This window comes from Sphingopyxis sp. Root1497 (assembly GCF_001427085.1).
In the GTDB taxonomy this organism is placed as follows: Bacteria; Pseudomonadota; Alphaproteobacteria; order Sphingomonadales; family Sphingomonadaceae; genus Sphingopyxis.
On the sequence record NZ_LMGF01000005.1, the window covers coordinates 458,390 to 478,536 of the forward strand.

Below are 20,147 nucleotides of genomic sequence, written 5' to 3' on the forward strand. Positions count from 1 at the left end.
AATCAGGCCGACTGAAGATTCACGGCCGAGGTCTTGCCGCGGTTGTCGGTTTCCAGCTCATAGGTGATGCGCTGGTCCTTGTTCAGGGTCGCGAGACCCGAACGCTCGACGGCGGTGATGTGGACGAACGCGTCGCCCGAACCATCTTCATTCGAGATGAAGCCATAGCCCTTGTCGGTGTTGAAGAATTTGACGGTGCCGGTCGGCATGGGAGTTTCCTTTCACGAAAACATAAATAACCCACCGGCAAATGCACCGGCAGGGCTGGTAGCGAGTGAAGGGAAGTATCCACCCCGAGGGGGCATCTATTTTCCGTCGCAGGCGACGTTAGCGGAGCCGATATGGCAGGCGTGCTGCAAAAAGTCAAGGTTTTGGACCGCGTTCGCTGCCAGCGATCCTTTGTCAGGTCGCAAGGTGGCGGTTGGCGGGCGGTGGTTAAGAGGGGTGCGGTACGTGCAGCGTCTGCGCGCAGGCGATGGCGATCGCCGCGTTTCCGGCTTGCTCCCGTCCGACGACCTATATACCGCGATATATAGATTCGCGGCGCCAACAACCGCCTGCGACCGCATAAAGGGGATATGATGCGCCGGATTCTTCTCAGTGCCGCCTGCCTGATCGCTGTGCCCGCCTGGGCGCAGGACGTCGCGCCGGCTCCATCCAAAAGCGGCGCTGACGACAGCGCCTTCGAGCTGGGGAAAATCGTCGTCACCGGCTATCGCAGCGTCGATGCGGCGATCGAGAGCGACCGCGTCGGGCAGGAGGCGATCTATCGCTTCGACCGCCGCACGCTCGACGATGCCGCGAGCCTGATCCCGGGCGTGGTGGCGAGCAATTCGGGCGGGTCGCGCAACGAGCGGCTGTTGTTCGTGCGCGGGTTCGACCGGTTCCAGGTGCCGCTGTCGATCGACGGCATCCGCGTCTACCTGCCCGCCGACAACCGGCTCGATTATGGGCGCTTCCTGACTCCTGACGTGGCCGAGATCCAGGTCGCGAAAGGCTATGCCTCGGTGCTCGACGGACCGGGCGCGATGGGCGGCGCGGTTAATCTGGTGACGCGCTCGCCGACCAAGGCGCTGGAGATCGAGGGGCGGGCGCAGCTCAATCTCGATTCCGACCTCGATTATGGCGGCTTTACCGGATTCGGGCTTGTCGGCACGCGGCAGGACAAATTTTATGCGCAGGCAAGCTACGCGATCAACATCACCGACCATTGGGATCTGCCGGGCGGTTTCGCGCCGACAGTCAATGAGGATGGCGGCGCGCGCGATTTTTCGAAGGCGCGCGACTGGCGCGTCAATGCCAAAATCGGCTTTGCGCCCAATGACAGCGACGAATATGTGTTGAGTTACACGCGGCAGGAGGGGCGAAAGAATGCGCCGCTGCACATCACCGACACCAGCAATGTGTCGCTGCGCAACTGGAAATGGCCCGAATGGAATGTCGAAAGCGTCTATTTCCTGTCGACCACCGCGCTCGGCGACCGGGCGACGTTGAAGACGCGCGCCTATTACAACCGGCTGGCGAACCTGTTGCAGTCGTTCGACGATCGCACGCAGACGACGCAGATACTGAACCGCGCGTTCGACAGCCCCTATGACGATAACGCCTATGGCGGGTCGGCCGAACTGTCGCTGCGCACCTTTGGCGAGGACGATCGGCTGGCGCTCGCGCTCCACTATCGCCGCGACGAACATAATGAGGCGCAGACGAGCCGGCCGGGATTGCCGACGAGCACCCCCGAGCCCAACCAGCGCAGCATCGAGCGGACGTGGAGCATCGCCGCCGAGAACAGGCTGGCGCTGGCGCCGCGGCTGACCTTTGCCGCCGGCGGCAGTTTCGACTGGCGCGAACTGGCACGCGCCGACGAATTCGGCCTGCCGCCGGGCGCGACCGGGGCGAACCGGCTGTTCGGCTACCCGCTGCGCAACGCCAGCGCTTGGAATGCGCAGGGGCGAATCGACTGGCGCGGCGAGAATGGCACCGAGGTCCATGCCAGCCTGTCGTCGCGGGCGCGCTTCCCGACTTTGTTCGAGCGCTTTTCGAGCCAGTTCGGGACCGCCGTCGCCAATCCCGACCTGAAACCCGAGCGCGCCACCAATGCCGAGATCGGCGCCAGCAGCGCGATGGGCGCGGTGACCGTGTCGGGCGCGATCTTCTATAGCTGGATCGACGATGCCCTGGTGTCGGTGCGGACGCCGCAGAACCTCAACCGGCGCGAGAATATCGGGTCGGCGGATTATTATGGCGCCGAGATCGCGGTCGACCTGCGGCTCGGCGGCACGCTGAGCGCCGGGGTCAATTACAGCTATATTCACCGCAGCTTCGACATCGGGACGCCGCCGCCGGGCGGGCTGATCCGCCCGTTCGAATTGACCGACGTGCCCGCGCACAAGGGCTTTGCCTATGTGGCGTGGAAGCCGGTCGCGGCGCTGGAGGTGGTGCCGAGCCTGGAATATGCGTCGGGGCGGACGACGGTGACCCCGGCGTCGGCGAACGGGCTGGCGCCGGTCTATTACAAGACCGAAGGCTATGTCACGGCGTCGCTGCGCGTCGATTTCGACGTCACCGACCGGATCACGCTCGGTGTCGGCGGGCGCAACCTGTTCGACCGCAACTATGCGCTGACCGACGGCTTTCCCGAACCCGGACGCAGCTTCTTCCTCGGCGTGCGCGCGCGCTATTGAGAGATAGGCTCAGACCAGCGGGTGATTCGGCTCCAGTCCCAGCTGCTGGCGGCCGACCAGTTCGCGGGTGGTGTCCCAGTCCCAGAAGGCGTGCGAGCAGACGGTGTTGAGGTCGCGCCAGAAACGCTGGAGCGGCTGGTCGACATGGAAGCTCGACGCCCCGGCGGCGGCCATGATCGCATTGGCGCTGTCGCGCACATGCTGCGAGACGAAGGCGAGATGGCCCTTGAGCGCGACGCGGTCGTCTAGGGTGAAGGGGCGGCTGTGGAGGATCGACTCGACCTTTTCGATCAGGCCGCGCGCGAGATCATGTGCGATCATGGTGCGCAGTTCGAGATCGCCGAGCGCGACATGCGCGTGCTGCTGGTCCTTGACGACGGAGCCGCTGAAATTGCGCACGCGCTTGGTCACGATGTCGCGGTAGGCGCGCATCATGCCGGCCAGGCCACCCGAGAGGACGCCGACGACGGTGCAATAGGCGAGCGGGAGTTGCGGCATCGAATAGAGCGGATTGGCGTAGAGCGCCGAGCCCGCGGTGGGGCCGGCGCGGAACTCGACGCCATTGGTGACGCGGTGGTCGGGGACGAAGGCATCGTCGATCACGATGTCGTTGCTGCCCGTGCCCGCCATGCCGGTCATGTGCCACACATCGTCGACCCGGACGTCGGCGACGGGCAGAGCGAAGGCGCGCGGCCCTTCGGTGGTCAGCCCGCTGACATAGACCCAGTCGGCGTGCATGACGCCCGAACCCCATGAGGCGCGACCGCTGACGCGCCAGCCGCCCTCGACGCGCACCGCGTTCATCGTCGGCGAATTGGCGCCGGGCATCAGCGTGAAGCCGCGCGTGCCGAAAATCTCCTGTTGCAAGGCCTCGCTGAACTTCGCGGCATAGACATTGTGGTTGATGTAGAAGGAGGCGATCCAGCCGGTCGAAACGCAGGCGGCGCTGATCTCCTCGACCACCCCGAACATCGTTGGCAGGTCGGATTCGGGGGCGCCCCAGCGTGCGGGGACGAGCATCTGGAGGATTTCCGCCTCGACCAGCGCGGCGATGGTTTCGTTGTGCGGCTTGCGTTGCCGCTCGGCGTCCGGCGCGCGGGCGGCAATGGCGGGTGCGAGCGCGCGGGCGCGTTCGCGGAGCTGGTCGCTGGTGGTCGGCATCGAATCTCTCCCTCTATTAATTAGAAGGCTAAGCATTAAATGGCCATCTGTCTAATTAAATTTGAAGTCCGGCGTTTCGATGCTAGGAAGCGGCGATGAACGGGACGGGACAGCAGGGGGTGCGCAAGCGCGGGCGACCGGCGATCGGCGAGATGACGGTCGATGACGCGGCGTGCCTGAACGCCGCGCTGACCGCCTTTGCCGACAGAGGCTATGACGGCACCTCGGTGCGCGAGGTCGCGCGGACGCTGGGGGTCAGCCACGGGCTGCTCAACGCCAAATTCGGATCGAAACGGGCGCTATGGGAGGCGGCGGTGGGTTATGGCATGGATCGGCTCCACACGCATATGTCGACGCTCGCCGACGACCGCGCGGGCGACGACGACATCGTCGGGCGGATGCGGCTCGCGTGCCGCAACTTCGTCGTCGGGCTGGCCGAGGTGCCCGCGATCATCCAGCTGATGAACATCGAGGGGGCAACGCCCGGCGACCGGCTGGCCTTCATTGCCGACCGTTTCTTCCGCAGCAGGACCTGGCCGATCCAGAGCCTGCTTGAGGCGGGCCAGGCGCAGGGCCTGTTCCGGCCGGTCGCGGTCGCGGTGCCCTTCACCCTGCTGGCGCATGGCGCGGGGGCGCTGATTGCCTTGCGCCCGCTGGTCGAGGCGACGGGCGGGGAAGGGACGCCGCCGCCTTTCGACCATGCGATGGAGGCCGCCGAGCTGATCGTGCGCGGCTTGCTGGTCGATGGCGCGTCACGCGGCGCTTGACTTATTCATAACTCATTGGTTATGGAATAGGCCCATAGCCAGTGAGTTATCCGTTTCATGCCCGATCGCCAGAATATTCTGTTCAAGACCCTCGCCGATCCGACCCGGCGCGCGCTGTTCGAGCGGTTGTGCCGCGACGGCGAGCAGACCGTGATGGCGCTGACCGCGCTGGCCGGGGTGTCGCAGCCCGCAGTGTCGAAGCATCTGGCAGTGCTGAAAGCCGCGGGGCTGGTCGTTGATCGGCCCGAGGGGCGGCTGACCCATTATAGCGCGCGGCGCAGCGCGCTGGCCCCGCTGGTCGACTGGACGAGCCGGATGGCGGGTTTCTGGGAGAGCCGGTTCGACAAGCTGGAAGATTTGCTGGCGAGGATGGATCAATGAGCACAAGCGACATTCGCACCGTCCTGGTCGAGCGCGAGATCGCGCATCCGCCTGAAAAATTGTGGCGCGCGCTGACCCGGCCGCATTTGATCGCCGAATGGCTGATGGCCAATGATTTCCTACCCGACGTCGGCCACCGCTTTCAGTTGCGCGGCGAGTGGGGCGGGGTGCTCGATTGCGAGGTGCTCGAGGTCGAGCCGGGCGAGACGCTCTCCTACACTTGGAATCACGCCAGTGCCGATGCAGCGTTCAACCTCGAAAGCGTGGTGACCTTCACGCTGACCCCGGTCGGCAAGGGCACCTTGCTGCGTATGGAGCAGACCGGTTTCCGACCCGAGCAGAAGCAGGCGTTCGGCGGCGCACGCATGGGGTGGCAGCAATTTTTCGGCAAGCTCGAGCAATTGCTCGAACGCCTCGATTGAAGGAGCGGCTCATGAATTTCAGCCAATTTATGCGGCAGGGCCATCGCTGGCTGTCGATCCTGTTCACGCTGACCGTGATAGCCAATTTCGCCGTGATGGCGATGGGAGCGCCGCCGATGTGGCTCGTCTATTTGCCGCTGCCGCCCTTGTTCCTGATGCTGGCAAGCGGGCTGTATCTTTTTGCCTTGCCATATGCCGCACGGGGGCGGGTGAAAGGCTGAGCCATGGCGGGCAAGAAGGAGGTCGTGCTGCTGTCGGGCGGCAATCCGCAGATCGCTAAGGGCGACGGCGATGCGCCGGTGCAGGCCTATATCGCCGCGATGCCGGGGTGGAAAAGCGTGGCGGGGAAGAATCTCGACGCGCTGATCGAACGGACGGTGCCGGGGGTCGAGAAAGCGGTGCGCTGGAACTCGCCCTTTTACGGGGTGCCGGGGCAGGGGTGGTTCCTGTGCTTTCATTGCTTCAACCGCTACATCAAGCTGACCTGGTTTCGCGGCCAGAAACTCGACCCGGTGCCGCCAGTCGGCTCGAAGGACCCCGATGCGCGCTATTTCCATATCCATGAGGATGAGGCGATCGACGAGGCGTTGTTGGTGAGCTGGATCCGCCAGGCGGCGGCGCTACCCGGCTGGATTTCGCATGCGAAGGACAAGGCAGGATGACCCCAGATAAAACCCCGGCGGAGTTGATCGACGCGCGCATCGCCGAACTCGGCGACTGGCGCGGCGAGGTGCTGGCGAAGGTTAGGGCGCTGATCAAGGCGGCAATCCCCGACCTGGTCGAGGAATGGAAATGGCGCGGGGTGCCGACCTGGTATGCGGGCGGCAAGATCGTGTGCACCGGCGAGACATATAAGGACAAGGTCAAGCTGACCTTTGCCAAAGGCGCGGCGCTGAGTGATCCGAAGGGACTGTTCAACGCGAGCCTGGATGGCAACGCTCGCCGCGCGATCGATTTCGGCGCGGGCGATCCGATCGACGAGGCGGGGCTGAAGGCGCTGTTCGCGGCGGCGGCAGCGCTCAACGCGGGCCCGGCGACGCGCTGACCAGCCGGGGTGCCGACCGCGAACGGGTGCTCGGCTAACGCAAGGCGAGGGCGCCGCCGCGGCACGTTTCGGTCCCCGAAAAGCGTTCGCCGCTGGCGGGTTCGAGGACGCTGCCGACGAAATCGATCTGCGTATCGGCAAGGGCGCTTTCATCGGGGGGCCGGCGGGGTTCCGCTTTGAGCAACGCCAGCAGCATCGTCGCGCTTTCGCGTGACTGATTCCAGTCTGGCGTCGGCACGCGATCGATCGGGTCGGCCTTTGCGGCGTCGCGCATCAGTGCGATCAATTTGTGACGGGGGAAATTCGGGCCGAGCGCTCCGGAGAGCGCGGCGCGAAACAGTCGCTGCAAGGCGGTGAATTGTTCGGCCTTGCCGAGAATCCGCGCCGCCACGGGGTTGCCTTGGGCGAAGGCCATGGTGCGGTCGCCGACCCCCTTGGCAATGACGGGAAACTCCCAAGGCACTCCGCCAGCTTCCGGGCAGTCGCCGTCTTCGCACTCGACCTCGTTCTCGAAGGCGACCTGGAGCATGAAACGCAGCACGGGATCGCCGTCGGCTGACGCCTGGGTCGGCGTCAGACCGGCGACGGTCAACGGATAGGTGGCTTCGCGGACGCCGCTCCAAATCGCAAAAGGCTGCGGCGGCTTCGTCGTGAAGCTTTCAGCGACGGAGCCCATATACGCATCGCGTCCGTCGGCGGCCTTCGGTCGACATTGTTTCATCTGGCCCACGAGGTCCATGTCGAAGCGCTGGGGGGCGTGTGCGAACACCGATTGGGCGGCGTCGGATTGCCGCCAACTATCAGGAAAAGCATCGTTTATCGCCGCCGCGAACAACTGCGTTTCGGCCCCCTCGAACATGCCGAGTGCGCCGCGGTCGCCGGCGGCGGCGTTGTAGACGGCCAACTGGGTGTTCACCATATTCGACCAGAGCGACCGTTCGGACCAGTCGCCGGTGGCGGTGTCGACGAAGCGATCGAGTTCGATCATGTGGCAACCGAGTTCGGTATCGACGAGGCTTGGATGCAGGTGAACGCGGAGGATTTTTGGCATCAGCGGCCCCGAGGTCATGGTCACCGTCGTCGGGCGTTCGTCGGCGGCATAGGCGAGCGCCTGCTGGACCGTCTCGCCGTCGAAGCGCCCGACATCGATTGTCCGGTCCGCGAGTTTGAGCGTCAGGGCGAGCGTGGCGCCGTCGACACGCCAGCCGATGTCACGAACGTCGAGGGGCGCGCCGGCGGTCGGATCGGCACCGATCAGGACCCCGCCAACGCGGACTGAACCGCGCAGCCTGGTGAAGCTGCGCGATGCCATGCGCGTGTTGCCGGGGCGGTCGCCTGACGCCGCGCTTCCGCCGCCACCGCCACCGCCACCGCCGCCAAAACCGCCACTGGCAGCCTCGGCGACCGCGGCAGGAAGTTCGGTCGTCGAGCCGTAAATTCGCGCAAGCGCGCGCCCAAGCGGTGATTCGGCATGTGCCTGTGCGCGTCCGGGAAAGAGATCCTCATAGGAACCGGCCGAGCCTTCAATCGCCCGCCGCAGGTCGTCGCCGCCGCTGACGACCGGACGCAGTTGCGACACGGCACGTTCGACACGCGTCGTGGCTTTCGGTGAATTCCTCTTCTCCAGACTGGGGTGAAGATCATCTGCGGTGGCGGCCACGCGTGCCATGTTGAGATCACCATCGACCACCGCGGCGCGCGCGCGCACGGCGTCGGCCTGCGTGAACAGAGCGGGGACGTTTCCACGGGCCTGAACGCGCGCCATCGCATCGGCGTAGCCACGGCCCGATTCGATATCGGCCAGAAACTCGGTCAATTTGACCTGCACCATGCGCGATGCGGGGTCCTGCAAGCCCTTGCGCGCCGCGTCGTCCGCTTGACCCGCGAAGAGCGCACGGTCGGCGGGATCGGGCAGCGCTGCGTCGAGCGAGGATGACAGCGTTTCCTCCAGTACGGTCCCGAACATGTCGCCGAGCGTCGCGGGCTGTCGAAAAGACGCCATTCCGGCCGCAAGCCGCTCGCGAAAGGCGGGCGACGCCCCCGCCTTCGCCCGCATCCACTGCCCGATACGGTCGACGAGCGGGCTGCCCTGCGGCGCGACCGCGTTGCGAGCGACAAAATCGCGAAACTCGCCATATTGTCGGCGCGCGCTTTCGGGCATGGCGTCGGCTTCGGCAAAGCCGACCCCCCGGATCGGGATCGCGCGCTCGGCCGCATTGGACGAGAATTGGCGCAAGATATTGTCGCGGATCGCGACTTCTTCGACCAGCAGGTCCACCCGTCGCGCCGTGGTCGCCGCAAGGTCCGGCTGAGCCCGCGCCACCGACGAACGCCAGTCGGACGAGGCGATAAGGGCGCGGGCGAACTGCTCGGCCGCCAGACGATAATTCGGTACCGGTGAACTGGCGGCCGGCAAGGCATCGGCCGGCTCCTGCACCGCGGCCCTGGCGATCTTTTTGAGGCTATCCTGAGCCGCTTGCTGCGATCGATAGACTTGAATGTCGTTGATCGAACCGAGCGTAGGGACAAGCCCGGCATTGGCGAGCACGGGCGAGCCGACCCCGATGACGAGGAGGCAGGCGGCCGCGATGCCGCCGCGTCTCAGTAACTTGTCCGACGCCGAGAGGCTTTTCTGCATGCCCTTGCTGAAAAGCCCGAGGCGCAACCGGGACCAGAAACCCTCTTTTGCCGGCGCGGGGTCGGCGATCGACACGTCGGACAGGTCGATCCGGCGATCGACATCGAGAAAGGCATATTGTGAAACCAACGCGTCGCGCAATTCGAGGAGTTGCTTCAACTTGGATTGCGCGCCCGCATCCGGGGTGCCGGCGAGGTCGGCGGCGAGCATGTCACAGGTCGCGATATTCTGTGCCAGCTTGTCCATGTCCGCGGTCGGCGGCAGGTCCGCTAGCGTCGCATTTTCCGCCAGCAGAAAGTCGATCTGTCGCCGCCGCTCGGTTTCGAGCGTTTTGGTCAGATCGCCTTTCTTCATCCGCCATGCCCACCAGAATAGTCCCAGCAAGGCGATCCAGAAGATCGCGCCGCCGAGGAAGCTGCGTACCGGTTCGGTGAGAGCGTGGAGCCAGGCGACAAATCCGTAGCTGGCATCGAGCAGTCCGGCGCCGAAAACGGGGGCTATCAACGACAAGATCGTCAAGATCAGGAAGGCAATGCCAAAGACGATCAGCGCAATTTTCAGGAAGTCGGCGAGCGTCTTCGTCGCGGCGATCGTCCCCAATTTGGCGAATTTTCCGATATTCCCGCTGGTCTTCCAGCTCTTTTCCAGGGCGGGTGCGATGATAAAATGCATCATGGAAAAAGATGCGGAGATGATGATTAGAGCAAACCAGAGTTTCATAAGCCCTTCCCCCAGTCAGGCGACTCGTGTTTTCACACTATCCCAATACGAAATATTTCCCGAAAAAACTATGCCGGACATGGATATTTGTTTCGTCAAATTGTGCAGTTTGTCGGTCTGCGGCGATTTTTGTCGTGGTGTCGATCCGGGCGAGGGGGCGACGCCCGCACCGACACGGGCGGACGAAATCGTCATGTCGCGGAGATTACACCGTAACATCCTTGCGGTGACGCCATGGCAGCGCGACAAGTCGTCGGCCAGCGCGGTTCCTCCCGCCGCCTGAACCAGAGAACCAGAGAAAATGCCCCATGCTCCCGATCCGGAAACGACAGCCCACACCCGACCGATGCCGGTCGTTGGTCGATCCGGAGGGGCCACCCGTCGATGAAGCATAGAATGCTTCCCTTTTACGGCGATGGAATAGCATAGATTTTCAAGGGCATCGCCGCGCCTGCGCGCGCCGCGACCGGCCCCCAATGGAGATGCCATAGCCGTTTGATCCTGTCCGCCCGGTGGTGCGTGCGACCCGTCGCGCATGCCGCCCCTTCGATCCCCCCACGAAGGTTTTGCCCCTTTGAAGCTCCCCCAGCAGAATCCGAAAGGCCGCGATGGCGGCTGCGCCTGCCTGCCGCGTCCCGCCGCCCAGGCTCCCGATGCCGCGCCGCCGCCCGTCGAAGCGAGCGCGGCGACCACCTATGTGCTGCGCTATGAGGACCGGTGGTTCGGGATGGAAAAGCGTGTCGCGTTCGAGGCGCCCGATGTGGCGGCGGCGCTGGCGATGATGGAGCATGAGCCGATCGGCGGCTGGGCCGAGCTGTCGAAGGACGGCGAGATCGTCTGCCGCCGTGGCGGCGAGCCGGATGGCGCCGCCGATTATTGGGTCGCGGATTAGGGCGCCCGTCAGAGCGGCTTTCCCATGCGGATCAGCGGCACGGTGACGCCGTCGGGGCCCGGCGCCGCAACATGCTCGATCGGCGTATAGCCGCAGGCGCGGTAGAGCGGTTCGCCCGACAAGGTCGCCATCATTTCGGCGCGGGCAAAGCCGGCGGCGCGGGCGGCGTCTTCGCAGAGCGCCATGACCAGCCGGCCGACGCCGCGCCTTGCGAAATCGGGGTGGGTGTACATGGCGCGGATGCGTGCGGGTCGGTGGCGGGGTCGAGCAGCGCGGGGTCGCGCAGATCCTTGCTGTGGTCGCCGCCATAGAGGGTGGCGCGCCGCGACCAGCCGCCGCAGCCGGCGATCGCGCCGTCGGCATCCTCGATGATGAAATAGCTGCCGTCGGCGATCAACTGGGTGTCGAGGCCCATCACCGCGTTGCTGGCGGCGATCTGGTCGGGGGTGAGGAAGCCCTTTTGCAGTTCGGCGATGGCGAGGGCCATCACGGTGCGCAGCGCGGCGAGGTCGGCAGGGGTGGCCAGACGGCTGGTAAAGGGGCGGTGGGTGAACATGGCGTCGCCATGCCGCGCCCGCCGCGCCCGCGTCAACCGTGCGGTCAGGTGGCGCCCGGTCAGGTGGCGCGCGGCCAGGCGCCGCGCGGTCAGTAGCCGCCGGGGGCGCCGGGGGCGCGGTAGAAGCGGTGGCGCGCGACCTCGCCGTCGATCAGATGTTTCTTGAGCTTGCGCCGCATCTGGTCGGCACCGTCGGGCGAGACGCAGACGAGGCGGGTGCCGCCGTTCGGTAGCGGCTCGATCGCGCTGATCGCGACGCCCGCGGCGCGGCACATGTCGGTGACCCCGGCTTCGTCGAGGGTGACGTTCATGGCGCGGCTCATGCCGCGTTCCCTGGCATCGCGCGGCTCATGCCGCGTCCGCCGGTGCGGTCCAGGCGCGGATGACCCCGGCGACGCGGGCATAGCCTTCGGCGCTGGCGGTGGCGATGGCGAGCGGCCGGCCGCCGAGCGCGTCATGGTCGGTGTTGAGGAAAGCGATGGCGGGATCGCGCCCGCCCATCCGGAGATAGGCGAGCTGGCTGATGTCGCCCTGGCGCCGCGCGTCGGCGGACGGCAGCGGGGTGCCGCGCTTGCGGAAAGGACTGTTGGTGCGGCGCGTGACGGCGGGGGTTGCGGGCGGCTGGTCCATGGGACGGCTCCTGTCGGTAAGCGGGAGCGCAGCGCATGTCTCTCAGTCGCGGCGGCTTACGGGAAGGCGTGCCGCGATGAGGGGGATATGGGGATGCGCGGCGGCGATTGTAAGGCGCGGGGCGGGCGGTGACGGGGTGGGGTGCGGACGCTCCGCCAGAACCCGTTTCCCGGCGAAGGCCGGGGTCCAGGGCGTGACCACGCAACGTAGGTCCTACACCGCTCTGGGCCCCGGCCTTCGCCGGGGAACAGGAACGACGCCCTTTTCCTTTCACGTCACCCCGGGCTTGACCCGGGGGCCCGCTCTGCAACGTTGACCAGCGGGACCCCGGATCAAGTCCGGGGTGACGATGAAGAATAGAGCCGCAAACGCCCGAAAACGGCCCTTCAGGTCTCAACGCTTTCGCGTCTTCGCGTCTTTGCGCGAAACATCCTGTTCGTCCTTCTTTTCCGTGTCGTTCGCCGGAACCGGCAGGCCGAAGAAGGCGCGGCGGGCGGCTTCGCCGGCGGTGCGCAGCGGGGCGGTTTCGGCGGCGCGGGCGGCTTCCATCGCCTCCTCTTCGTCGGGGTCGAGGGTGCGTTCATAGGTCCCGTCGCCGAACTGGCCTTCCTCGATACCCAGAAAATCTTCGGGCGGCGGGAAGTTGGTGCGCCATTCGCCGCGTTCGTCGTCGTGCCAGACGGTCATCTCCGCAGCCTCCTCCTCGGGGGTTTGTTCGACGTCGATGTCGTCGTCGAAATCGTCGGAAAACTGCGCAACTTCATCCGCGATCGCACTGCCGCGCCACAGCGCCGCGAGCGGGTTGGTCCGGTTGTCACGCCCGGCGAGCCAGAGCGCGAGGGCGGCGGCCATGCCCTCCGGCCGGGCGGCGTCGGCGCTGTCAGGGGCGGTTTCGGACGCGTCCCCGGCGGGAGCGGCGGTGCGCGCGGCCTCGGCGGCGTCGAATAGCGTCAGGAAGCCCGTCCAGTCCCCGGCGATGACCTGCGCCAGCATCTCCTCGCCGGCGCGGGCGCGGGTTTCGACCATGCGATCGAGCCGCGCGAGCATCGCGAGGCCGAGGCGCGCGTCGGTGCGGCGGCGCTTGACGAAGCTGCGGTCCTCTTCGCGCATGATGGTGGTCGTCTCCTCATGCCCCCAGATCGCGCGGTCGAGCAGTTCGTCGGCGAGCCGGCCCCGCGCGATCAGCACCGCCGCCGCCCAGCCGAGCCGGAACGCCGCGCCCGCGGGCCGCTGCTTGAGCTGATAGGCGGCGGCGGGCGACATGCCGACGCGCGCCGCCGAGATCGTCACCGAGCCGGTGGTGGCGACATGTTCGAGAAAGTCGCGCTGGAGCCGCGGCGTCCAGTGATAGCTGGCGGGGGCGGGGATGTCGGCGGGGTCATGGGCAAGGTTTTCCATCGAGTCGCTCCTGTGGTTAAGTGAAACTGATAGAATGAACCATATGGGTGTTTTTTAGGAAAGGGGAAATTTGGTTGGTGGTGTCTTTGAACGGTGGAGTTTGGTCGACAATTATGCAAAATTGAATGAATGAGCGTTTCAGAGAACTTCAAGGCCTTTCGAGCTAACTATTTGATACCGATGGATATGGTTAATAGCATATCCTATCGTTATAAGCGCATGACGAAGCAGCTAAATAGGGACTTCTGGTCGACAGATTCGGAAACGTCTCATAGCTTGTACGTAGGGTCATATGGCCGCGATACGGCAGCGAAAGGGGTGAGCGATCTAGACGTGGCTTTCACGTTACCGAACACAACCTATCATAAGTACGATGCATATGAGTCGAACGGGCAATCTGCGCTATTACAGGCCGTTAGAACCTCGATTCAGAAAACATACTCGATAACGAGCATTGGTGGTGATGGGCAGGTGGTGGTTGTCGCCTTTGACGATGGGATAACCTTTGAAATCCTTCCGGTTTTCTTGAATGACGACGGAAAAACCTTCACTTTTCCGGACTCAAATGGGGGAGGGTCTTGGAAGATATGCGACCCTCGCGGAGAAATGACGGCGTTTGCCGCGCGCGATTCCGTAACAGCAAATGGAAATCTCAAAGCGATTTGCCGGATGGCGCGAATTTGGAGGGACCGACACAACGTTCCCATGAGCGGAATGCTGATAGACACTCTGGCTTTTCAATTCATAGCAGGATGGGCCTACAAGGATAAATCATTCTTATACCATGATTTCCTTGTCCGTGATTTTCTGTTCTACCTCTCCCAAATTGACACGGCTCAAACCTATTGGCGTGCGCCAGGTAGCGGCTCTTACGTTTGGAAAAAGGGGAACTTCCAAGCACGAGCGGCGAGCGCATACGATACAGCCGTCAGTGCGATTAAACACGAGACCGACGGCTATCCGATGACTGCCCGAAACAAATGGAGAGAAATCTTTGGTTCAACCTATCCCTAGCGCTGCCTTGGAAGACACCTTGGACAGCCAAATCCGGGAGTGTTTCGCCCGCGTCATATATGCCCATAAAACGCATGAAAAGCAGGGTGATATTTGCGCGTCTACGCTCGCGAGATATAAAATCGCTCAGATCGTTCTAGCAGCAATAACGACATCAGGGGCTCTCGCGACGCTTTTTACGGACGAGTTTTTCCTCAAAGTAATAACCGCGGGTGTCTCTCTGATTTCGCTCTTTGTAACTGGCTACATGAAGGGTTTTGATCCGGGGGCAGCAGCTCAAAAGCACAGGGATACGGCTGCGGATTTGTGGGCAATCCGAGAGTCTTATCTATCATTGCTGACGGATTCGGCCAGTGGAGCGATAACGCCAGACGTGGCCCGCATTCGTCGGGATGAACTTCAAAGCTCACTGGCTGCGATTTACAAATCAGCGCCCGGTACGACGCCGAAGGCATATCTGAAGGCGCAGAACGGTCTGCAGAAGCTTGAGGACTATAGCTTTCAGCCGGGAGAAATTGATAAGTTTTTGCCGCCAGCCCTTAAACTAGGTCAATAGCTTTACGGCCCCTCCACCACTCGCTTCGCGAGCGGTCCCCCTCCCCATCGCTTCGCGACAGGGAGGATTTGTTTGGTCCGGGGTGGCGCGGATTTGGGTTTCTGACTTCCTCCCTGTGCCGTAGGCATGGGGAGGGGGACCGACGCCGCAGGCGTTGGTGGAGGGGCGGCGACGTTGCGCCATTGCCACTCCGTCAGCGCTTCGCGCTGCCACCTCCCCATGGCCTTCGGCCATAGGGAGGATTTGTGGGAGGACGCGTTGCGGCAGACTTCCAAGGCTACCGTCAAGACGGCGCGGGGGTTGCGGCGGGTTATGTCGCCGCCCGAGGTGCTGTTGTGGCAGCACTTGCGGGGGCGGCCGGGCGGGGTGAAGTTTCGGCGGCAGCATCCGGTGGGGGCCTATGTGGCGGATTTTTATGCGCCCGATGCGCGGATGATCGTCGAGGTCGATGGGTTGGCGCATGATTTTCGGGTGGAGCATGACGCGGTGCGCGACGACTGGTTGCGCGGGCAGGGGTTTGTTGTTGTTCGGGTGGCGGCTGCGGATGTGTTGCGCGACGTGGATGGGGTTGTGGCGGGGGTGGTTTCGCTGGTGACGTCGCGTTGAGGCGATGGGTCGGCGCTATCGCCCCGCCACCACCGCTTCGCGGCGGTCCCCCTCCCCATGGCTTCGGCACAGGGAGGATTTTTGAGGACGGCGCCAGATCCTCCCTGTCGCGAAGCGAAGGGGAGCGGGCCACGAAGGGGTAGAGAGGCCGGGTGCTTCGCTCAGCGAATCCGGATCCACTGATCCTCGATACCCACGCGGTTGTACTGGACGTTGGTCAGGTGGGTACTCCGGACCTTGATCGCGCAGATCGCCGCGAATTCGGCGTCGACCGCGGGCTGGTCGAGCAGCGGCGCCTTGCTGCTGGCGAACAGCGCGTCGGTGCCGTTCATGACGATCGTCAGCGAGGCGAGATGGACCTCCAGCCCGGCCTTTTCGGCGCGGTCGATCAGGGCGGCGATCTCCTTTTCCGACGCGCCCGTCACGACGAAATGATAGGCGGCGGTGACACCTTGCGGACCGAAGTCGGCGACGACGGGCGCTTTGCGGCCGGGGCAGGCGTCCACAAATTTGAGCGGCCCGGGGCCGCGTTCGGGTTCCCACGGCTTGGCGCAACCGGTCAGGGCAAGGCCCGCTGCGATCAGGATGACGATGGTGCATTGGCGCATGGCTATTCTCCCCCGGAGACGGAAGATCGCATGGCGTGCTTTTCAATTGCTTAAGGCGCCGGTGCCCCTCCACCACCCTTCGGGCGGCCCCCTCCCCATCGCTTCGCGACAGGGAGGATTGGTGGGTGGCGCGAAATCCTCCCTGTGCCGGAGGCATGGGGAGGGGGACCGCTCGCGGAGCGAGTGGTGGAGGGGCTGACTTCTACGCGCCGTTGGCGGCAGACAGTATCGCCCGCACACTCGCCGTCGCGACGTCGGTGTCGAGCCCGCAGCCGAACAGGCTGCGCCCGTCGGCGGTGCGGCATTCGACATAGGCTGCGGCCTGCACGCCGCTGCCCTGGCCGATCGCGTGTTCGCTGTAGTCGACGATGTCCATGATCGGGCCGCCGCTTTCGCTGAGCGCCGCGATGACGCTCGACATCAGGCCGTTGCCGCGGCCGCTGACGGTGCGCGGGGTGCCTTCGATCGTCAGCTTGCCGGCGAAGATGCGGTCGCTGCCGGCATGGCTTTCGGACCAGTCGACGAGCTGGAAGCGCTTGTTTTCGACCGTCAGATACGCGGTTTCGAAGGCGCCCCAGATGTCCTCCGCGCCGAGTTCGCGGCTCGTCTCGTCGGCGAGCGCCTGGACGATGTGGCTGAAGCTCGCCTGCATCTTCTTGGGCAGTTTCAGCCCCTTGTCCTGTTCGAGCACCCAGGCGACGCCGCCCTTGCCCGACTGGCTGTTGACGCGGATTACCGCTTCATAGCTGCGGCCGAGGTCGGCGGGGTCGATGGGCAGATAGGGGACGTGCCAGCGTTCGTCATTCTGGCGTTCGCGCGCGGCGAAGCCTTTCTTGATCGCGTCCTGATGGCTGCCCGAAAAGGCGGTGTAGACGAGTTCGCCGCCATAGGGGTGGCGCGGGTGGACGGGGAGTTGGTTGCAATATTCGACCGTCGCGATGACCTCGTCGATGTTCGAGAAGTCGAGGCATGGGTCGATGCCCTGCGTGTACATGTTGAGCGCGATGGTAACGAGGCACGAGTTGCCGGTGCGCTCGCCATTGCCGAACAGGCAGCCCTCGACGCGGTCGGCGCCGGCGAGCAGGCCGAGTTCGGCCGCCGCGACGCCGGTGCCGCGGTCGTTGTGGGTGTGCAGGCTGATCAGCGCGCGGTCGCGGTTCGGCAAATTCTTGGCGAAATATTCGATCTGGTCGGCATAGATATTGGGGGTCGCCGCCTCGACCGTCGCGGGCAGGTTGAGGATGATCGGGTTTTCGGCGGTCGGCTGGAGGATATCCATCACCGCGGCGCAGCATTCGAGGCTGAAATCGAGCTCGGCGGTCGAGAAGGTTTCGGGGCTGTACTCGAAGCGCCAGTTGGTCTGCGGCAGGCGCGCGGCATTGTCGCGCAGTTGCTTGGCGCCCTCGATCGCGATTGCCTTGATCTCGGGCATTTCCATGCCGAAGACGATCTGGCGCCAGCCGGGGCTGACCGCATTATAGACATGGACGATCGCGGTTTTCGCGCCCGCGAGGCTGTCGAAGCTGGTGCGGATGAGGTCGGCGCGGCTTTGGGTCAGCACCTGCGGGGTGACGTCGTCGGGGATGCGGCCATTGCGGACGAGGCCGGAGATGAAGTCGAACTCGGTGGCGCCGGCGCTGGGGAAGCCGACCTCGATCTCCTTGAGGCCGACGCGGACGAGCAGGTCGAAGAAGCGCGCCTTCTTTTCGGCATCCATCGGGTCGATCAGCGCCTGATTGCCGTCGCGCATGTCGGTCGACAGCCAGATCGGCGCTTTGGTGGTGACGCGGGTGGGCCATTCGCGGTTCGCCAGGGGAACCTGCGGGAAAGCGGTATATTTGACCGAAGGGTCGCGGAGCATGGTCATGGGTCTGGGTTCTTCTGCGAGAAGGGAGTTGGTGTCGAATTACCCTTGGGCGGTCGCGCGCCACCTTGGGCGCAGCGTCATCGTCACGCCCAAGGGCGTGTAAGTCGCAGAAGAAGGAGGGCGTTGCCGCGCATGGGCGACCCAATGATGCAAAATGTCGCGCTTGGCAAGGGGGAGGGGCGCAAAATGTCGCCGGACCGCGATACGGCGTTCGCGGTCCGGCGCAGGGGGGATGCGGCGGCGGCGGGCGTCAGGCGGCCTCGCTGTCGGCGTCATCCTCTTCCTCGAATTCGAAAATCTCGTCCTCGACCAGATTGTCGATGGCGTGGACGCGGACGCCGACGACCCAATCGTCGAGCGGGCCTTCCCACGCGGCCTCGACCGGGGTGAGGGCGTCGGCCGACGTTTCCGCCGGACGATCGCCGACGAGGTCGAAGTCCTGATAGCCGTCCTCGGGCGGGGTGATATAGACATGCGCGTCGAGCCGGACGGCGGTCCAGCCGGTCGTCGCGGCCAGACCCTCGGCCTCGACGGTGAGCAGCGGATTGTCCTCATCGCCTTCGATGAAGGCGTTCACTTCGACGATTTCGCGTACCAGTTCGCTCATCACATACGCTCCTTGCGGGAATTGGGGGAGGGGCGTGTCTGGCCCCGGCCCGATTCCTACATGGTGCGTGTGACAATATGGGGTGCGGCGGTGCGCTACCCCTTGACCCAGCCGACCGCGGGATCGTCGAAGTCGACGACGTCGCCAAGCTCCCAGACATTGGCATAGCCATAGCCGACGAGGTTGATGAAGGTCTGGATGTTGAGCGCCAGCGGGCGCGCCTTGGTCGGCACCGGGGCGCGGTTGTTCGCGAAATTATTGTTGCAATAGATGAGGATGGGACGGCCCGGGTTGGCGCCGACGACCGCCGCGAGGCTGTCGGCGGTGAAATCGGTGAAGGGCAGGTTGACCGCGCCCGCGATATGGCCGCGCGCGAAGGCATCCTTCGAGCGGGCGTCGAGGAGCAGGACTTCGGGCTTCGCGGCCTCGGCCTTGAATGCGGCGAAGGGGAGCAGGCGTTCGGCGCGCTGTGGCCCGACTTCGGCGGTGAGCGCCTGAAAGCCGGGGTAATCGATCAGCGGATTGGTCTGCGCCAGCGCGGGGGACGCGGCGAGAATGGCGGCGAGCAGCAGGGCCTTGCGCATGATGATCCTCCCTCTTGGTGGCGGGAGGTTAGGGGGTAGGGGATGGATGGGCGATGAACCATGTCCCGTTGTCATTGCGAGCGAAGCGAAGCAATCCAGGGCGGCTTACGCACGCTCTGGATTGCCGCGTCGCTTCGCTCCTCGCAATGACGAGGGTGTTTACTGTTTCTCGAACGCCGCGTGGATTTCGAGGTCGACCGTATCGCTGACCGCCGGGATGCCGAAGGCGATGCCGAAGTCGCTGCGCTTGATCGTCGCCTCGGCGTTGAAGCCGATCGTCGCCTTCTTGTTATACGGGTTGTTGCCGGCGCCGTGGAAATCGACGTCGAGGGTCACGGGTTTGGTGACGCCGTTGAGGGTGAGGTTGCCGGTGACCTTGGCCTCGTCGCCGTCGTCGTCGAGGACGACGCGGGTCGAGACGAATTTGGCGTCGGCGGGGGCGGCACCGAAGAAGTCGGGCTTGCCGCCGTCCTTGCCCGCGCGCAGCAGGTGGCCGGTGAGGCCGGCGCTGGCGGTGGTGACCTTGGCGACGGGGATCGTCACCTCGACCTTCGACGCCGCGGGATTGGCGGGATCGAGCACCAGCGTGCCGGTGACGTCGCCGAAGAGGCCGGTGTATTTGCTGAAGCCGAAATGATCGACTTCCCACACGACCATCGTGTGGCCGGGGTCGGCGGCATAGGTGCCCGCGGTGACGCGCGCCTTGTCAGGCGCGCCCGGCGGGCCGCTCTGCTGCGCGATGACGGGAACCGCGATGATCGCGGCGATGGCGGCGAGGGGGAGGGCGTAGCGCATGAGGAAGCTCCGGGCTGATGGGGGAGGGCGGAGGCTAGAGCGGCGCGGGGGGCGGCGTCAATGGCGCGACCCCAGGCGCGGCGGCGCTTTTTCGCCGCAATGGACGATTTCGCGGTCATCAAGTTGACGGGGGCGGCACGCAAAGATAGCTTAAAGATCAAATAAATAGAAAATCGAGCATTTCCTTCGATTCGCGNAAAAAGGGATTGATCGCTT

The 20,147-nt window shown here is 64.8% G+C and carries 23 protein-coding genes and 1 pseudogene; 12 read left to right on the plus strand and 12 right to left on the minus strand.

The window, feature by feature from the left end; translation table 11 throughout:
* Window positions 1–2: 2 nt before the first annotated feature.
* Complete coding sequence (locus ASD67_RS16685) at window positions 3–209, minus strand: cold-shock protein (protein ID WP_056349747.1); 207 nt, start codon at window positions 207–209, stop codon at window positions 3–5.
* A 372-nt stretch (window positions 210–581) separates the two neighbouring features.
* Between ASD67_RS16685 and ASD67_RS16690 the strand changes: the two genes are divergently transcribed.
* The gene (locus ASD67_RS16690) at window positions 582–2,684 is read left to right on the plus strand and encodes a TonB-dependent receptor plug domain-containing protein (RefSeq protein ID WP_056352049.1); all 2,103 of its coding nucleotides are present in this window, start codon (window positions 582–584) and stop codon (window positions 2,682–2,684) included.
* Between the two features lie 9 nt (window positions 2,685–2,693).
* Here the strand turns inward: ASD67_RS16690 and ASD67_RS16695 are convergent, their stop codons facing one another.
* Window positions 2,694–3,845, minus strand: coding sequence for an acyl-CoA dehydrogenase family protein (locus tag ASD67_RS16695; RefSeq protein ID WP_056349749.1), 1,152 nt, complete (start codon window positions 3,843–3,845; stop codon window positions 2,694–2,696).
* A 95-nt stretch (window positions 3,846–3,940) separates the two neighbouring features.
* Between ASD67_RS16695 and ASD67_RS16700 the strand changes: the two genes are divergently transcribed.
* From ASD67_RS16700 to ASD67_RS16725, 6 genes are read left to right on the plus strand one after another with little or no spacing between them, the layout of a single operon-like run.
* Entirely contained in the window at window positions 3,941–4,612 is a 672-nt protein-coding gene (locus ASD67_RS16700; protein ID WP_082545118.1) for a TetR/AcrR family transcriptional regulator, read from the plus strand.
* 57 nt (window positions 4,613–4,669) lie between these two features.
* The gene (locus ASD67_RS16705) at window positions 4,670–4,993 is read left to right on the plus strand and encodes an ArsR/SmtB family transcription factor (protein WP_056349753.1); all 324 of its coding nucleotides are present in this window, start codon (window positions 4,670–4,672) and stop codon (window positions 4,991–4,993) included.
* Window positions 4,990–5,415: an SRPBCC family protein gene (locus tag ASD67_RS16710; protein ID WP_056349754.1), complete on the plus strand. Its 426-nt coding sequence runs from the start codon at window positions 4,990–4,992 to the stop codon at window positions 5,413–5,415. Before ASD67_RS16705 ends, ASD67_RS16710 begins: the two co-directional genes overlap by 4 nt.
* An 11-nt stretch (window positions 5,416–5,426) precedes the next feature.
* Entirely contained in the window at window positions 5,427–5,636 is a 210-nt protein-coding gene (locus tag ASD67_RS16715) for a hypothetical protein (RefSeq protein WP_056349756.1), read from the plus strand.
* A gap of 3 nt (window positions 5,637–5,639) precedes the next feature.
* Complete coding sequence (locus ASD67_RS16720) at window positions 5,640–6,077, plus strand: DUF1801 domain-containing protein (RefSeq protein ID WP_056349758.1); 438 nt, start codon at window positions 5,640–5,642, stop codon at window positions 6,075–6,077.
* Window positions 6,074–6,460, plus strand: coding sequence for a DUF1801 domain-containing protein (locus ASD67_RS16725; RefSeq protein ID WP_056349759.1), 387 nt, complete (start codon window positions 6,074–6,076; stop codon window positions 6,458–6,460). The genes ASD67_RS16720 and ASD67_RS16725 overlap by 4 nt, the downstream gene beginning before the upstream one ends.
* Before the next feature lie 34 nt (window positions 6,461–6,494).
* On the opposite strand, the gene ASD67_RS16730 is transcribed toward ASD67_RS16725, so the two are convergent.
* Window positions 6,495–9,773 (minus strand): DUF4179 domain-containing protein, encoded by a 3,279-nt coding sequence (locus tag ASD67_RS16730; RefSeq protein WP_156377752.1) that lies wholly within the window; start codon window positions 9,771–9,773, stop codon window positions 6,495–6,497.
* Here ASD67_RS16730 and ASD67_RS23155 point away from each other — a divergent pair.
* Complete coding sequence (locus tag ASD67_RS23155) at window positions 9,772–10,101, plus strand: hypothetical protein (RefSeq protein ID WP_156377753.1); 330 nt, start codon at window positions 9,772–9,774, stop codon at window positions 10,099–10,101. The genes ASD67_RS16730 and ASD67_RS23155 overlap by 2 nt on opposite strands.
* A 291-nt stretch (window positions 10,102–10,392) precedes the next feature.
* On the plus strand, window positions 10,393–10,710 hold the full coding sequence (locus ASD67_RS16735; RefSeq protein ID WP_056349763.1) for a hypothetical protein: 318 nt from the start codon (window positions 10,393–10,395) through the stop codon (window positions 10,708–10,710).
* 8 nt (window positions 10,711–10,718) lie between these two features.
* Here ASD67_RS16735 and ASD67_RS16740 read toward each other — a convergent pair.
* The 4 genes and pseudogenes from ASD67_RS16740 to ASD67_RS16755 all read right to left on the minus strand — a co-directional run bounded on the left by ASD67_RS16740 (window position 10,719) and on the right by ASD67_RS16755 (window position 13,294).
* Window positions 10,719–11,266 (minus strand): annotated as a pseudogene (locus tag ASD67_RS16740) (GNAT family N-acetyltransferase).
* An 89-nt stretch (window positions 11,267–11,355) separates the two neighbouring features.
* Window positions 11,356–11,589 (minus strand): hypothetical protein, encoded by a 234-nt coding sequence (locus ASD67_RS16745; protein WP_056349765.1) that lies wholly within the window; start codon window positions 11,587–11,589, stop codon window positions 11,356–11,358.
* Between the two features lie 25 nt (window positions 11,590–11,614).
* The gene (locus ASD67_RS16750; protein ID WP_056349767.1) at window positions 11,615–11,896 is read right to left on the minus strand and encodes a hypothetical protein; all 282 of its coding nucleotides are present in this window, start codon (window positions 11,894–11,896) and stop codon (window positions 11,615–11,617) included.
* Between the two features lie 393 nt (window positions 11,897–12,289).
* The gene (locus tag ASD67_RS16755) at window positions 12,290–13,294 is read right to left on the minus strand and encodes a hypothetical protein (protein ID WP_056349769.1); all 1,005 of its coding nucleotides are present in this window, start codon (window positions 13,292–13,294) and stop codon (window positions 12,290–12,292) included.
* A gap of 129 nt (window positions 13,295–13,423) precedes the next feature.
* Here ASD67_RS16755 and ASD67_RS22680 point away from each other — a divergent pair, with 129 nt between their 5' ends.
* From ASD67_RS22680 to ASD67_RS16760, 3 genes are all read left to right on the plus strand, one after another.
* Window positions 13,424–14,308 (plus strand): SMODS domain-containing nucleotidyltransferase, encoded by an 885-nt coding sequence (locus ASD67_RS22680; protein WP_082545119.1) that lies wholly within the window; start codon window positions 13,424–13,426, stop codon window positions 14,306–14,308.
* 19 nt (window positions 14,309–14,327) lie between these two features.
* Window positions 14,328–14,864: an SLATT domain-containing protein gene (locus ASD67_RS22685; RefSeq protein WP_235535710.1), complete on the plus strand. Its 537-nt coding sequence runs from the start codon at window positions 14,328–14,330 to the stop codon at window positions 14,862–14,864.
* 219 nt (window positions 14,865–15,083) lie between these two features.
* A complete protein-coding gene (locus ASD67_RS16760) occupies window positions 15,084–15,470 on the plus strand; it encodes an endonuclease domain-containing protein (RefSeq protein WP_200938053.1) in 387 nt (128 codons plus the stop codon).
* 161 nt (window positions 15,471–15,631) lie between these two features.
* Here ASD67_RS16760 and ASD67_RS16765 read toward each other — a convergent pair whose 3' ends face one another.
* The 5 genes from ASD67_RS16765 to ASD67_RS16785 all read right to left on the minus strand — a co-directional run bounded on the left by ASD67_RS16765 (window position 15,632) and on the right by ASD67_RS16785 (window position 19,931).
* The gene (locus tag ASD67_RS16765) at window positions 15,632–16,078 is read right to left on the minus strand and encodes a hypothetical protein (protein ID WP_056349771.1); all 447 of its coding nucleotides are present in this window, start codon (window positions 16,076–16,078) and stop codon (window positions 15,632–15,634) included.
* A gap of 202 nt (window positions 16,079–16,280) precedes the next feature.
* Window positions 16,281–17,945, minus strand: a complete 1,665-nt coding sequence (gene leuA, locus ASD67_RS16770; RefSeq protein WP_056349773.1) for a 2-isopropylmalate synthase — start codon at window positions 17,943–17,945, stop codon at window positions 16,281–16,283.
* A gap of 250 nt (window positions 17,946–18,195) precedes the next feature.
* Window positions 18,196–18,552: a hypothetical protein gene (locus tag ASD67_RS16775; protein ID WP_056349775.1), complete on the minus strand. Its 357-nt coding sequence runs from the start codon at window positions 18,550–18,552 to the stop codon at window positions 18,196–18,198.
* 95 nt (window positions 18,553–18,647) lie between these two features.
* Entirely contained in the window at window positions 18,648–19,136 is a 489-nt protein-coding gene (locus ASD67_RS16780) for a rhodanese-like domain-containing protein (protein WP_056349777.1), read from the minus strand.
* Between the two features lie 159 nt (window positions 19,137–19,295).
* On the minus strand, window positions 19,296–19,931 hold the full coding sequence (locus tag ASD67_RS16785) for a YceI family protein (RefSeq protein ID WP_056349779.1): 636 nt from the start codon (window positions 19,929–19,931) through the stop codon (window positions 19,296–19,298).
* Window positions 19,932–20,147: the final 216 nt, after the last annotated feature.